This window comes from Candidatus Electrothrix sp. (assembly GCF_052785085.1).
Map to the genome: position 1 here is coordinate 13,350 of NZ_JALAAI010000042.1, position 14,052 is coordinate 27,401.

The window sequence follows — 14,052 nt, forward strand, 5'->3', positions numbered from 1 at the left end:
CGCTCCGAACATCTGCTCCAGTTTGTTGAGCAGGGCCGTGAGCAGTTTGGAGTCTGCCGGTTTATGCTCGATCAGGAAACGCCATTTGCAGGAGCTGTTGCGGATAATATGATTAGTGAAAGAGGAGCAGGGCATGATATGCAATAAATGCACTTCCGTTGCTTCGTTGATGCCGGGTGCTGAAGCCTGACAACTCATCAGCAAGAGCTTCAATCTGAGGATTGCTTTCTTTCATTTTTTGAAAAAGTTCGCTTTGCCAATGGGGTGTATCTTTCTCCTGCACATATCCCAGCATACCGACTTCTTGGCTTTCTGGAGCATAAATGCCGCTCAGGAACATTCCTAAACCATCCTGGCCGAGATATTTCTTGATCCCGCTGTGCTTGTAGAACCGCTTGGCTTCAAAGGTGAATTCCCAACGCACAGGATCACCTGTCTGTTCAATGGTGAGATCGGCACGAGGTCTTGCTTTACCCCGTCTTGGAGTGGTGTTGAGCGGCGGGTCATCATGCACGGCCAGATTATACATCCATTGCGGATGAGCCGGTTGACGCATGATTGTATTCATGGCTTGAGCCAAGTCTCCGGTAATGGCCGGTTCTTCTTCGTGGACGAGTTGCGATGTATTGAGGAGATCATAGCCGAGTTTGAGCAGTGTGAATACATGCTTCCTGAAACTGCGCTGATATTTCTTCGCGTATGCGGAATAACCGTTGCCGTTCCCGGAAATATTTTGGCCCAGTCCCATCAATGGATCTCCGCGCACATTGTTTTCGCTATCAGATCAGAGGCATCTGTCAAAGCCTGACTTGGCAGCCAATGCAGCCGTTCCATCGGTTTGAACAGATAGGTTCGCTCATTGTCAAAGACTGTCAGATTTCGCTCGAAATAGAGCCATTGGCTGTGTTGCTTCAGGAGACGGGACCGCAATGTGGTGAATTCCTGGGCCAGGGGTTTATCCGCTCGGTGGATTTGCAGGGAGTCAGCAGTATCCGCTTCATCAATGGTGATTTTCAGCAGGCCTGCTGTGTCATGATACAGGACATTGATGACATGCTGTTCGTTGTCCTCGTCGTCAAGAAAACTGTTCAACTGGTCTCGCAGTACTTCAATATAAGCATGCATTTCCTTTTCAGAAGGAGGCTGCATAAGATCAGGAGATATTTTTCCTCGGATGAGTTTGCGTCGTTCATAAAGTAAGTCATGTATCAATAGTCGATCTTCCTTTGATAGCCCTAAAGCTTGGCTAACTAAAGCATTGGCCTTTTTTTCCAGAGCATCGCGTCTGACCTGCATAGTGTCTTCTGCTTCACGTTGAAAAATATTCATTTGTTGCGTTGAAAAATATTCTGTAGTGACCAGCTCATCGTAGAGTTGTGCCCAAATATTTATATTAACTTCGTTGTGCAAAGGAACTGGTAATGATTTGAGAGTGCGTAAAGAACTGATGGACTCTTGTATGCCCATCTCAGGAGAAAAAAACAACTCGTAATAGCGTACAAAATCAGACATTAAATAAAGTGATAATGCTTTAAGGAAGCTTTCTTTGCCCGCTGCTCCTGAAATGCCTATCTGCTTCGGAGGGATAGCGATAAAGTCATCACTGTACACAGCAAACCAACGTGCTTGATTAATAATAATATGCGGAGGACGCGAGACTTTCAGCGGCAATTTATCTCGTCCTTTACGTGTATATGAATTTTGCGCAGAAATAGTTTCCAAGGCCGATGGAGGAAAAGCATACAGGCGAGTTTCCTTGGGTAACTTGTTCATCAACAGCCTATTTTGACCTTTTAGTTCAGGTGCTGGAACTATATAATTGTCCGTTTCATGACGGGTTTCAAGTCCTTGGTGTATTGATAGGCAATGCACGTCCTTCAACTTTTCCAAGCTGGGAAAACGTGCAACGATGCTTTCCAGCAAACGTGCATCTCGGTGTGATCCCCATAAAGCCAGTTTCCAAGTAACAGCCTGGCCTTCTGCGGCTTCTGACTTGCGAACTTGACGCAACTCCGTACTGTTGACTGTGACACTCCACGTCTCAGTATTTCGTTTGCTGCGAGTGGTCGGCTGGGTGATACGAAAAGGAGAAAATACGGTAATCGTATCATCTGCCTCTTCCTCCCCTGCTGGTGCATAAAAAAACGCAGCAGCGGGTGCTCCGGCACGTCCGGCAAAGAGTACGGATGCTAGGTTAGCAAAATTAACCATAGCCCATGTATTGGTTTGCTGGAAAAATTCTTGCCGAAACGCTATTGATGTGGATTTGAACAGGCTCATGGCCGGCATCAACATACCTATTGCACCGTTTTCCTGGGCATGCTCTAAGACCTTCCAGGCAAAGGCTTCAGCAATCTGATTGCGGCCTGTCGGATAACTTTTTTTATTTTTCTTCATCCAGTCCAATGCAGCCGGTTGCTTTGTCTGCATCCAAGGCGGATTGCTGACAATCCAGTCAAATTTATGCCGGGACAGAATATCCGGGCTGAAAAAATCCCCCTGAATAATGTTCCGGCCTTGCAGTTCTGGCAGCTTGAATCCTTTGTAACGTCCCCATAAATCAGGTGGGTCAATATAATCAAGCAGGGTCATGGACAGGCTCAATCCGGCAACCTGACAGGCATCCTCATCCAGATCCACCCCGTAAATACGTTTGGTCAGCAGGTCGCGCAACTCAACCGGGCGCAATGAACCGCGCTTGCCCAACTCCTGCTCAATTATACGGCGATATGCCTGCACCAAAAAAGCACCGGAACCGCAAGCAGGGTCCAAGACCTTGGTTGTATCCCCTAACGGTTGGCGGCTTTCCACTTCGTTAAGAATAAAATTGACCAGATGCACAGGGGTGTAATAGGCACCTTTTTCGCTGGCACGATTTTCCGCATGGAGAAATTGCTCGTAAACAACAGATAGTGTTTCTAAAGGGATATAGGAGAAATCATAGGCAGCAAACAAGGTCATTTGCCCGGAGACTGCATCACCATAGAACACGCTGGCAACTTTGTTGATGTGCGTATCGGTAATATTATCAAACGAGACAATACTGAATATATCTCCGTTCAACCATTGCCTGAGCTGTTCATTGACACGTATAAACCCGTCTAAGTTCGCATCTCTGCCGAAGATTGTATGTTCCGGTATTTCCCATTCAGCCAGTCTGCGTGACGATAAGATATTACGGTCTTTTAAATAACGCAAATAGACATATTTACCGACTAAGGCATTGGCTGTATGGTGGTCCAATCCATTGTTGATCAGCCACTTTCCCAACGCTTTCAGCTCTGCCAGGAGTTTCCAGTCAACTCGGTTTTCCGGTCTGACTTGCTGCCCCCATTGACTTTTCCATACCCTGCCGTTATCAATGGATTCCGCTTTGAAAGCATCCAGTTCCGCCAGAGCCTGATTGATCGTTGAAACAATATGCAGTGCCCTGTCTTCTTTGTTTTCTGTATATTCAAATCCAGAATAAAGACGTACATGGTTTTGGGAAACCAGTAAAAGAAACGGTACTATATCCTGATTCCAGACTCGGCGATGAATAATGTCCGCTTCTTTGTCATCAGTGACTTCACAAACGTAGACCAACGGAATGTTATTCTGGTTGTTATTTTTGAGTGTATAAACACCTTGCAGCCCGCACGATCCCTGAGCCTTTCTAAAAATATGCGCATGTTCGACAGCCTTGTCCAAATCTGCGCCGTGTAAAAAGGCGTTGGAGTCGGCATAACCGAAATCCTGAATGAGCTTTTGAGCGTTCATAGTGTGGTTACTCTTCATGTGTTCGAGAATGAGGCAGGTACACGCAGTTTATATAAATTTGCTGTGTACCGTGAGATTACCACGACATCTTTCTGGATGAAAGCATTTTTAGAAGCTGGAGATCTATAATTGAGCTGCTTCAAACAGAGATAGCTAACAGAAGAAACGAAGAAAATGTTTTGTATAACGGTATATTTCTTGCTTTTACGTCATCAGTTCAACATACTTCTCAATCTTTTCGAGCTGGAAAAGTAATAAAATGATATGTTAGAATGACTTTTCAGCGGTTGTATTGAGCATGCCGTTAAGAAAATACACGGGAAGTTACCGTGAGCAGCCCGTTTCCCTGGGACGGAGAAGTTGATTTTGTCTGATATCAAAAAGAAAAAACTTATCCATAAACGCGACACCTGTTGCAGGCAGGTGCATTGCCCTGAACGCGAAAACCTTGGTCTTCAGAAAGAATTGGAGGAAGTCCGGCAGGAGCTGCGACTTGCTGAGAAGGTTTTTGCCGGCAGTGTTGAAGGCACTGTTATCACGGACGCTGATTTTCGTGTGTTGCGGGTCAATCCTGCTTTCACCCGGATTACAGGCTACCGGACTGAGGAGGTTGTTGGTAAGCAGCTCCCTTGGTTTGAGGATCAGGATTTCGTTCAACAGGTCAATATCAGTCTGGATGAGCATGAAACCTGGCGGGGAGAGTATCGGGATACCACGAAGAGCGGTGCTGAGTACGTGAGCTGGCTGAATATCAGTAGTGTGAAAAATACGCAGGCCAAGGTGACCAATTATATCATAGCTGTTCTTGATATTACGCAGGAAAAATATCGGGAAGAGGAAAATAACCGCTACCTTGAAGAATTAAATACCGCCTATCGTCGTTTTGTGCCCCGCCGTTTTCTGGAGTATCTGGAAAAACCCAGTATTATTGATATTGAACTGGGCAACCATGTGGAGCGTTCCATGACCGTGCTCTTTTCCGATATTGTCGAGTTTACCCGGCTCTCGGAAAGCATGAGTCCTACGGAAAATTTCCGGTTTATTAATTCGTATCTGAGCGTCATGGAGCCGATTATTGCCCACCATAATGGCTTTATTGATAAGTATATCGGCGATGCTGTTATGGCCTTATTTGATGGCAAGGCTGATGATGCGGTCAGGGCGGCCATAGCCATGTTGAATATGCTGGTTCCCTATAACGAGGGCAGGGCACGGGCTGGGTATAAACCGATTGATATTAATATTGGTGTGAATACCGGCACCTTGATGCTGGGAACTATAGGCAGCCCCAAGCGGATGGAAGGAACCGTGGTCAGTGATTCTGTGAATGTGGCAGCACGGATTGAAGGGGTGAATAACATTTACCGGACATCCCTGCTTATTGGCGAGGAGACCTATAACGCCCTGGAACATCCTGGTGATTTTGCCATGCGTCACATTGATCAATTTAAGGCAAAAGGGAAATCCACGACCGTGGCAGTGTATGAGGTTTTTGAGACCGATTCACCAGAGGTGCGGGATGCAAAACTGGCCTCATCAGATTTTTTTGTCCAGGGAGTCCAGCTCTATCACGATGGACAATTTGCAGAGGCGAAGCGGGTATTTAATGAATGCATAGTCCGGTGTGTGCAGGATCAGGTTGCCCGCTATTATATTGATTGCTGTGATCGACATTTGAATATTGAGACTACCCGGTGGTAGCCTTCTACCGGGAGGCGTAGGGGCACGGTGAGCCGTGTCCCTGCCAAAAAACACCCAAGCGGTAACTCACTGGCTCTTGGCCCCTCTTCTCACAGCTTCAGTACCAATTTTATTCCGTTATCAACCTCAGTCATAATTTTGTTTGACAACGTATGCACCTTTTCTGTACACAGCGTTTTGTCAATGGTGATGAGCTGGGAGACGTTAATCACACTCTTTTTGTTCAGTTTTGATTCCTTACGTGTAAGCAAAACATTGCCTGGTGCCGCTGCCAAGTGTGTATTCGTGGTTATAATCACCGCAATGACTGTGTTGATATTGCTTTGATTAAACTCATTGGACTGAACAATCAACAACGGTCTTCTGTAGCCAGGGCCTGAGCCAACAGGATCGGGCAACTCTGCCCACCATATTTGCCCCCGTTTGATCACCATTCTTCTTTTTCAATCGTGTTTATTTGCATATCAAAAGCAATTTGATCCAACTGAGACGATTCACCAGGATAAACTTTGTTTAACTGGTCAGTAATATGATCCGCAGGGTGTTGCTCAAGAAATGTTGCCAGGGCCTTGGCATAAAGGCGGCTCCGGGAAAAACCATGTTGTTTTGCATATTGGTCCGCAGCACAAAAGAGCTTGTCAGGGATAGAAATAGCTGTCTTCATCTTATTTTTTTAGTAGTTTTTTCTTTACTGTCGCTATATAAAAGTATAACCTTTGTTATACCGTTCTGTCAAACAGCAATCACCTGGTAAATATACTCTCTTCCCAGTGATAGATATGATTCTTGAGTCCGTATTTCAAAAATGGTATAGCAACGCCTTGTTGCTTGTTATGCTTATACTTCTCCTGCTTGCGGCCAGCGTAAATAAGGCCACTGCTTTAACTGCATCCTCCTCCGAGCAGGACGTTCAAAAGATGACCCTGGCCGAGGCTGTGACCTTGGCTTTACGGCATAGTCGTACCGTGGAAAGTGCCTATCTTGATCGCCTTGTGCAGCGGTTTGATCTGAAAATCGCTCAGGATAAATTTTTGCCGGATGCCTATCTTTTTTCTTCAGCTATACAGGAAGATGTGGCCGGGGAATCTGCACACCGGACAGAAATCAGTGGCGAAGCCGTTCTCAAGGTGCCGACCGGAGGAGCATTCAGCCTGACCTGGAGTCAACCTGTCCATACATCACAGGATGATCAATGGTTTGATGATTTCGGCAATGATATCGCCTTGTCTTTCACCCAGCCTCTTCTCAAAGGAGGCGGGGTACAGGTGAACAGGGCTGATCAGATTCTTGCGGAATATAAGGAACACAACAATGTCCTGACATTACAAACAACTTTGATGGACACGATCACGCAGGTTGTTCATGCCTACCGGAGCCTTCTTCTGGCCCGGCGTGGACTGGAGATTCATCGTTCATCTCTTGAGCGATCCCAAGAACTGTTGGAAAGCGACCAAATGCTGGTCAAAGAAGGGCGCAAGGCCAGGGTGGACCTTATTGAAAATGAAGCGAATGTGGCAAGCCGGGAATTACGCTTGATGACCAGTCAGAACGATGTTGAAACAAAGAAGCTGGATTTGCTCAAGTTATTGGATATTGACCGACATACCTTAATAGAACCAAGTGATTCCATCAAGGCAGAGCCTGTTACACTGAAATTGGCAACCTTATTAGAACTTGTTTTTACAAACCGGCCAGAGTACCAGCAGGCTCTGAACACATTAAAGATAGCTGAAACCAACATGTTGTTGGCAAAGAATCATCAGCTTTGGCAACTGGATCTTGAAACACGGTACAATATGACGGATTCTGGCGGATACATGCTAGACTCGTTAGAAGAGGAAAGTTCCGGGGCAGGAGACTATTCTGTTGCAATGAAATTAACAATACCTTTTGGTGATGAATCAATAAAACATGAACTTCTCCAAACCAAGGTGGCGTATCGAAAGGCAAAGATTGCTTTGCAGGAGTTAAGGGAGAACCTGCAAATATCAGTACAGAATACGTATCGGGATATTGGCATGCAGTGGAAGCAGGTTGAACTTTCTCAAAAGGCACGGGCCTTGTCCCAAAAACAACTTGATATTGAGTTGGAAAAATTGAAAAGCGGCCAGTCAAGTAACTTTCAGGTGATGACCTATCAGGACCGTTTAATTACGGCGCAATATGATGAAAACAGCAAGAAGATTGCCTACCTTAATGCCTTGACTGATTTGGATAAGTTCTTAGGGACAACCCTGGAGCACTGGGGAATTGATCTTAAAAATGCCGAAAAAGTGGAGCTGCCATGAGTAACGCGCACGAGTCTCTTGAACAGGAAACCGATCTTCTGGAAAAATATCATCAACTCCAGGCGAATCATTATCAGCTTGAAGATGAGCATTTTGCCGTACAAAACCAGCTCAGACGTAGCAAGCGATGTTATAGGCTTTTCTTCCTGTTGCTGATTATTCTTGGCATCGGGATAGGTGGATATTTCTGGCGCGAGGAATTGGCCTCCTTGCTTCCTGGAGGCTTGGACAAGGCCCAAAAAGGAGATAGCCCCCGAGATGAGGTTCTGACGGTTAAACGGGAGACCTTGAGAAACACCCTTTCTCTGACAGGGAAGATTGAGCCGCTTGGACAGATTGATGTTGTTGCACCTCTGGAAGGTAAGGTGTTGGAGAAGAATTTTCAATACGGAGATTTTGTTGCACAAGATACAGTGCTGCTGCGTATTGATGCGGAGAAGGAAGAGGCCAACTATCAGGAAGCGCAGGCTGCGTATCTGGAAGCTGAGCAAGAGTTGACCTCTTTAAAAGAACTGGAAAAGAGTTTAGAGGTTGTACGGATACGGCATAATTTAAAGAAACAACAGTATGGCCTGAAAATAACCCAAAGAGATCTTAAAAAAACTCAGCGGTTGTTAGAAAAAGGCATTGTGTCAAGCTCAGAAGGAGAAAGACTGGAAGAGGAGTATCACAAACAGCAAAGTGAAATTGCCTTTCTCCAGCAAGAACTTGCGTTGACCTTAGACAAAGGTAGTGAAGAGAAAATACATGTAGCTGAGTTGAAAAAGAAAAATGCTCTGCTCAAGATGAAGGCGATTAAGGATCGCATTGCCAAAGCGCAACTGGTCAGCCCTATGGATGGAGTTGTTTTATTGCCTGTCAGCGGTAAGAATGAAGAATCAATTGAGATTCAACCAGGAAGCTTTGTGAAGCAGGATCAGGTACTGTTCACCATTGCCGATTTAAGCGGATTCAATATTCAAGCGCAAGTGGATGAAAACGATATCCTGAAACTTCAACTAGGGCAGGAGGTCACTATAACCGGAGATGCCTTTCAGGATGATCTGACTCTGCAAGGGACTGTGCAATATATTTCCTTTCAGGCGGATAGAGAGGAACCCGGGAAAGCCCCTTCTTTTTCCGCCCGTATTTCAGTTGCCTCGCCCACGGATGAGCAGAGAGAACAGCTCCTACTTGGCATGTCGGTAGACATGGAAGTGCTTATTTCCGAAAAACCTGATGCCATCATTATTCCCTTTGCCTTTGTCACTGTTGATGACAAGCAACAGGCATGGGTGAGAAAACGCATGAAAGATACCGGCGAAACGAAAAAAGTACCGGTGAAAATCGGGGTGACACAGGCCAATACTGTGGAGATCCTTGAAGGGCTTGAAGTCGGCGACAAGATCATGCGGGAGCCTCTGCCGCCTCTGATGTAGGGGCACGGCACGCCGTGCCCCTACGATACCCGATATGGTTGAATTCATCCATGAAACATTATGCTGAAAATACGTGATCTGTATAAATCCTATCAGGTCGGCCATACTATGATGCCTGTTCTGAAAGGGATAAACCTTGATGTGCATCAGAGAGATCTGCTGGCAGTCACTGGTTCTTCGGGAAGCGGTAAGTCCACCCTGATGAGTATTATGGGCCTGCTGGATAGACCGACACGGGGGCGATATTGGTTGGATAAGAAAGAAGTGCTGCATTGTAGCGATGATGAACTGGCTGCCATGCGAAATCAGAAAATCGGCTTTGTCTTTCAGTCATTCTATCTCCTGCAACGCCTGACTGCTGCAGAAAATGTTGGTTGTCCATTGCGCTACAGCAAGGTTCCTCCCAGGGAAATACATCGACGTTCCCTGGCTATGCTGGAAAAGGTCGGACTGTCTGATCGTGCCACTCATCGTCCTGATGAGTTATCCGGTGGTCAGCAGCAGCGGGTGGCTGTTGCTCGTGCCCTTATCGGCAAACCGGCTATTGTCTTGGCGGATGAACCCACCGGTGCTTTGGATTCCCATGTGAGTAAAGAGATAATGGATTTATTTATCAGCCTGAATCAGGAAGAGGGGATCACTATTATTATCATCACCCATGATGAGAAGATTGCCCGGCAATGCTCCCGCCATGTGATGATGAAAGACGGGGTGTTGAGGTGATATTGAGGTCATCATGTTCCTAACCTACGTGCGAGAAGCGGTCCGTAGTTTGTATACCGCAAAACAGCGAACTCTGCTGGCCTTGCTCGGTATAAGTATTGCTATCGGTGCGGTTATTGCCTTGGTGTCTATTGGGATTATCTGGGGAGAGGAATCAATGCGGAAATTTTCTGAGTTAGGACCTGATATTTTGCAGATTCAGGTTCCTTGGAGTCGAGGAGATGATGACGGTATCACTGTACAAGATGCGTTTTTGTTGCTTGATAGTAGTCAAACGCTTGCCGACGTGGTGCCGATGATAACCAATTATGGAGGGTATTTTTTTGGTGATGAGAATGGGAATACTCTGATTACAGGAACAACTATAAAGTATAAGGAAATGAATAGACTGCGACTTAAATCCGGGCGGTTTCTTTCAATGCTGGACGAAAATAAGTCCTATGTCGTCATAGGAACAAGATTGTTAAATAAACCGGAATTTAAGGAGTTCGCTGGCTCCCTGATTGGCTCTACAATCAAATTGGAAAATAAACCGTACACGATTATTGGAACGCTTGAAGAGAGTGCAAGTGATTGGTACGCTAATTATTCGATTATACCGATTTCTACAGCAATTCGTTTTTTTGGAAAAAAAAGTATTAGTAAGATTACCGCCCGAATGAAACCGGGTGTAGACTTCCGAGTTGCGACGATGGAAATTCAGCGATATTTCAAACAGAGAAACAATATAGAAGTCACAGTGAAGGCGAATGTGCAAGCGATTAAAACTGCTCAAGAACAGGCTGCTATGCAAACTATGCTGTTAGGTGTCATCAGCGCGATCTCTCTGCTGGTCGGCGGAGTCGGCATCATGAACGTCATGCTCACTTCCGTGATGGATCGACGGCGGGAAATCGGTATCCTCCGCGCCATTGGCGCACGGCAGCGGGACATCCGCCGTCAATTCTTAACTGAAGCTGTTATTCTTTCTTTGATCGGGGGAGTTCTGGGAGCAGGGCTTGGCATTCTGTCCTGCTATATTGTCTGCTCTATCAATGAATGGACATTCTTTATCCCCAAAATGGGACTCTGGCTGGGCCTGGGCGTGTCATCACTGGTTGGAATTTTCTTTGGTTTTTACCCTGCCCATAAGGCAGCCAAATTAGACCCTATTACGGCCCTACGTTCTGAGTGATCTTCTGATTATCTCTGCAATATTTCCGTAACAAAGCGAGTAAGTGGCAGTATCCTCGTCCGTAGGTCAGCCACCTCATAATCATCTTTTCCGGTATGGATTTGATAGAAGCAGGGGATGTCTGTTCGTTCGGAAAAATAGGCAATATGCTTACTCACGGATTGGGCCCCGGTTTTACACTCGACTGCAAAGAGCGGTTTATTGTCCCGCAAAACAATAAAATCAACCTCTCGTTTGAGCTGATCCCGCAAAAAGCAGAGTTCCATGTTGTCGCCAAGCGTATCTTCCTGATAATGGCAATATTTAAGGAGGTTCGACGCAACCAGATTTTCAAACCGTGTCCCGGAGTCAGGGCATAAGGACCAGTCCCAAAGATAGAGCTTTTTATCTTTCTTTAATGCCTTTATCCGGTTGGCTGCAAAAGGTCTGAGCCGAAAACAATAGTACAGATTCTCCAGAATACGAACCCATCGGTCAACCGCCTCATGGGAGGCTGAGAGATCCTCTCGCAATGAGTTGAGAGAAAGGAGCGAACCCACCCGATCCTGCAGGAGCAGAGCAAGGAGATCCAGCTGTCCCACCTCCCGTACATGCTCAAGAGAGACAAGGTCTTCATGGATCACCCGTGAAATTCGTTCCCGTTGCCAGCGTTTCCAGTCACGTTCTGATTGAGCAAAAAAAGGCTCTGGGAAACCGCCGAATTTGAGGATGGCATCCACATCCTGAGAAGAGGGATTTGGCGTGATTTCATAGAGGGACAGGGGATGGAGGCGATAATAATGGTAACGGCCCTGAAGAGAATCCCCACCTTTGCGGTAATAATCCAGCCGGGCCGAGCCGGTAATCAAAAAGGAAGTCCGGGATTTATTTTTGTCGTACAAACCCTTGACAAAGTTTCGCCATTCTTTGTATTTATGAATTTCATCCAGAATGATAAGAGGCTGCCCTGTGGGGAGTCCGCCTTGAAGAAGCACTTTCCTATCATCAGCAAAATCCCAGTTAAAATAGGCGGGGTGTTGCTCGTCACCTTGTAAGATATTCAGGGATGCTGTGGTCTTGCCGACCTGTCTTGGGCCGCCGACAAAGACCATTTTTTTTTGCAGATCATCTTTTACCGGGGCTTGTATATATCTTTCCATTGGATGTTATGGGGGTGAGTATAATAGCGGGTGAAAAATTTTTGGGTCAACCAGAATATAATTCGGTATATTTTCAGGTCAACCCGAAAATGTTACCGCTGGCAACAGTGTCAACCAGGCTTCACAACCTGTCATGAATCCATTGCTGGATTTTTTCCTCAGCAGGATCATGGGAGAATGTTCCATTGTTGACCAGACGGGCAAAGATTTCATAAGGATCGTTTTTGCCTCCCTGTTTGCGGAGATGCTTTGCTTCGTTCAAATACAGATAGAGAATGATCGCCGGGTTGCTTGAAAAACAGAAGAACAGACGATATCGTTTCAATCCTTGTTTATAGCGTCGAAATTTCTTCAGATCACCCTTGAGGCGGTATTCAGGTTTGTTGGGATTCTCTGGAATGATTCTCTGGTCTGCGTTTCGGATTCGTGCTGCGAACTTCACCAGCTCATGCTGCACATATTCTTCATGGGGCAAGGTCGCCTTTAACTCTTTCAGACGATCTTTCAGTTTGCGGATTCTTTGATAATAGTACTCGTGGTATTTCAGAAGAAAGTCATTCTGCTTCAATGTCAACTCCTTCGAGAAGATCATCCCATTCTTCATCCCAAACTTCCTCGACATCATGTAGCTTTTCAGGATGCTTCATCGCATGTATGCCCAATGCCCGGACAAACTGGCGGAAAAGCGGATCCTGCTCCATCGTGTCCAGCGCGTTTTTGGGGCGTATCAGTAAACCCTTGGGAGAGTTTTCAATGACAACGCTTTGGTTATCCAATTGTTTTGCAAATTGCATCGGGAGATCCACGGCCCAGCTCCCGCCATGTTTGAATATTTTTTTTTCTGTTGATTCCATAAGACCACCTGAGAGGGGCTTGCTTCTTGTTTTGTTGAGAATATCTTTTTGAACTTATTATAGTATATACAAAAATATATATTGTTTCAAGAGGTGACTACGCTGAAAAAGTCCTCCATTTCTCATTCTTTTATAGAGGATTGGTGGATGTGGAGCGATTTTGTTTAACCTCAGCCCTGTGTTAGGTGGGGCATGCTGTCAGATTGAGACTGTTGTTCTACCTGGTCTGCCTGCATAGTTGCTTTCTTCAGCAGCTTTTTCTTTAACCTGTCTCCGCCCAGGGAAATACATAAGCTTCTCAGTTCGCTTGTTTTTCTAAGCCTCGTTGTGACGGCCTCCGGACTCATGTCAGTCTTCATCTAATAAGCTCCGCAGATTCGCAATATCATCCTGATCCTGACCGCTCAGTCGTTTTGATTTTAATTCGATCAGGCCTCTTGGAGAAACCACTGGTAGGGGTGTACCAACGTTTTGATTGGTAGGTTGCTAGCATACCGTATTGTATAGCATGATATGAGGTGAGAGGGAAGGCAAGATGAGGAGTACTCGCTTGCTTCTTATCGTTTTTTGCATTACTACATACAAAAAGTTTCCTAGCAGGGTAGGGTTTTGTAACTCTAAGAAAAAAAAGTATTTCGTCTTTCTTTAATGGGTATGAAAGTAAAATGATCGACTTCTCTAAAATTCATGGATTTCAGTCAGGGCAACGCCTTTCTTTTGAAGAGCTGGTCTGCCAACTGGCACGCAGGGAAGAATATCCCGCTGATGCCGAATTCAGACGAGTTGAAGGCGCAGGTGGTGATGGCGGAGTCGAGGCGTATTGGAAGAAAGCAGACGGCAGGAAAACAGGGTATCAGGCAAAATATTTTGGCTCTTCGCAGATTAGTGGGAAACGCCATATTCTGCATAATTAGAATAGACATTCTGGGGAGATAATATTATAATTTGTGAAAAAAATCAAAGAGGTTTTTCCATGAAACTACTTTCTCTTGCTTA

At 45.7% G+C, this 14,052-nt stretch carries 13 protein-coding genes; 6 read left to right on the plus strand and 7 right to left on the minus strand.

Annotated features, from left to right (window positions below):
- Positions 1–112: 112 nt before the first annotated feature.
- Complete coding sequence (locus L2082_RS08670; RefSeq protein ID WP_446008459.1) at positions 113–748, minus strand: hypothetical protein; 636 nt, start codon at positions 746–748, stop codon at positions 113–115.
- Complete coding sequence (locus L2082_RS08675; protein ID WP_446008458.1) at positions 748–3,759, minus strand: HsdM family class I SAM-dependent methyltransferase; 3,012 nt, start codon at positions 3,757–3,759, stop codon at positions 748–750. The genes L2082_RS08670 and L2082_RS08675 overlap by 1 nt, the downstream gene beginning before the upstream one ends.
- 366 nt (positions 3,760–4,125) lie before the next feature.
- Between L2082_RS08675 and L2082_RS08680 the strand changes: the two genes are divergently transcribed.
- Positions 4,126–5,460, plus strand: coding sequence for an adenylate/guanylate cyclase domain-containing protein (locus L2082_RS08680; RefSeq protein ID WP_446008457.1), 1,335 nt, complete (start codon positions 4,126–4,128; stop codon positions 5,458–5,460).
- Positions 5,461–5,549: 89 nt separating this feature from the next.
- Here L2082_RS08680 and L2082_RS08685 read toward each other — a convergent pair whose 3' ends face one another.
- The gene (locus tag L2082_RS08685; protein ID WP_446008456.1) at positions 5,550–5,894 is read right to left on the minus strand and encodes a type II toxin-antitoxin system PemK/MazF family toxin; all 345 of its coding nucleotides are present in this window, start codon (positions 5,892–5,894) and stop codon (positions 5,550–5,552) included.
- A complete protein-coding gene (locus tag L2082_RS08690; protein WP_446008455.1) occupies positions 5,888–6,124 on the minus strand; it encodes a ChpI protein in 237 nt (78 codons plus the stop codon). Before L2082_RS08690 ends, L2082_RS08685 begins: the two co-directional genes overlap by 7 nt.
- Before the next feature lie 115 nt (positions 6,125–6,239).
- Here L2082_RS08690 and L2082_RS08695 point away from each other — a divergent pair, with 115 nt between their 5' ends.
- The 4 genes from L2082_RS08695 to L2082_RS08710 are packed head-to-tail and all read left to right on the plus strand — an operon-like array spanning position 6,240 to position 11,063.
- Positions 6,240–7,748, plus strand: a complete 1,509-nt coding sequence (locus tag L2082_RS08695; protein WP_446008454.1) for a TolC family protein — start codon at positions 6,240–6,242, stop codon at positions 7,746–7,748.
- Entirely contained in the window at positions 7,745–9,166 is a 1,422-nt protein-coding gene (locus tag L2082_RS08700; RefSeq protein ID WP_446008453.1) for an efflux RND transporter periplasmic adaptor subunit, read from the plus strand. Before L2082_RS08695 ends, L2082_RS08700 begins: the two co-directional genes overlap by 4 nt.
- Positions 9,167–9,226: 60 nt before the next feature.
- Positions 9,227–9,889 (plus strand): ABC transporter ATP-binding protein, encoded by a 663-nt coding sequence (locus L2082_RS08705; protein WP_446008452.1) that lies wholly within the window; start codon positions 9,227–9,229, stop codon positions 9,887–9,889.
- Between the two features lie 13 nt (positions 9,890–9,902).
- Positions 9,903–11,063, plus strand: a complete 1,161-nt coding sequence (locus tag L2082_RS08710; RefSeq protein WP_446008451.1) for an ABC transporter permease — start codon at positions 9,903–9,905, stop codon at positions 11,061–11,063.
- A gap of 8 nt (positions 11,064–11,071) precedes the next feature.
- Here L2082_RS08710 and L2082_RS08715 read toward each other — a convergent pair whose 3' ends face one another.
- From L2082_RS08715 to L2082_RS08725, 3 genes are all read right to left on the minus strand, one after another.
- A complete protein-coding gene (locus tag L2082_RS08715; RefSeq protein WP_446008450.1) occupies positions 11,072–12,202 on the minus strand; it encodes an ATP-binding protein in 1,131 nt (376 codons plus the stop codon).
- Between the two features lie 121 nt (positions 12,203–12,323).
- Entirely contained in the window at positions 12,324–12,770 is a 447-nt protein-coding gene (locus L2082_RS08720) for a type II toxin-antitoxin system YhaV family toxin (protein ID WP_446008449.1), read from the minus strand.
- The gene (locus L2082_RS08725; RefSeq protein ID WP_446008448.1) at positions 12,757–13,056 is read right to left on the minus strand and encodes a hypothetical protein; all 300 of its coding nucleotides are present in this window, start codon (positions 13,054–13,056) and stop codon (positions 12,757–12,759) included. The genes L2082_RS08720 and L2082_RS08725 overlap by 14 nt, the downstream gene beginning before the upstream one ends.
- A gap of 665 nt (positions 13,057–13,721) precedes the next feature.
- Between L2082_RS08725 and L2082_RS08730 the strand changes: the two genes are divergently transcribed.
- Positions 13,722–13,970, plus strand: a complete 249-nt coding sequence (locus tag L2082_RS08730; RefSeq protein WP_446008447.1) for a hypothetical protein — start codon at positions 13,722–13,724, stop codon at positions 13,968–13,970.
- The last annotated feature ends 82 nt before the right edge of the window (positions 13,971–14,052 follow it).

Bases quoted from the DNA above. Each gene is read 5' to 3' on its own strand.
- L2082_RS08670 (WP_446008459.1), bottom strand. From the start codon at position 748: ATGGGACTGGGCCAAAATATTTCCGGGAACGGCAACGGTTATTCCGCA.
- L2082_RS08675 (WP_446008458.1), bottom strand. From the start codon at position 3,759: ATGAACGCTCAAAAGCTCATTCAGGATTTCGGTTATGCCGACTCCAAC.
- L2082_RS08685 (WP_446008456.1), bottom strand. From the start codon at position 5,894: ATGGTGATCAAACGGGGGCAAATATGGTGGGCAGAGTTGCCCGATCCT.
- L2082_RS08690 (WP_446008455.1), bottom strand. From the start codon at position 6,124: ATGAAGACAGCTATTTCTATCCCTGACAAGCTCTTTTGTGCTGCGGAC.
- L2082_RS08695 (WP_446008454.1), top strand. From the start codon at position 6,240: ATGATTCTTGAGTCCGTATTTCAAAAATGGTATAGCAACGCCTTGTTG.
- L2082_RS08700 (WP_446008453.1), top strand. From the start codon at position 7,745: ATGAGTAACGCGCACGAGTCTCTTGAACAGGAAACCGATCTTCTGGAA.
- L2082_RS08705 (WP_446008452.1), top strand. From the start codon at position 9,227: ATGCTGAAAATACGTGATCTGTATAAATCCTATCAGGTCGGCCATACT.
- L2082_RS08710 (WP_446008451.1), top strand. From the start codon at position 9,903: ATGTTCCTAACCTACGTGCGAGAAGCGGTCCGTAGTTTGTATACCGCA.
- L2082_RS08715 (WP_446008450.1), bottom strand. From the start codon at position 12,202: ATGGAAAGATATATACAAGCCCCGGTAAAAGATGATCTGCAAAAAAAA.
- L2082_RS08725 (WP_446008448.1), bottom strand. From the start codon at position 13,056: ATGGAATCAACAGAAAAAAAAATATTCAAACATGGCGGGAGCTGGGCC.
- L2082_RS08730 (WP_446008447.1), top strand. From the start codon at position 13,722: ATGATCGACTTCTCTAAAATTCATGGATTTCAGTCAGGGCAACGCCTT.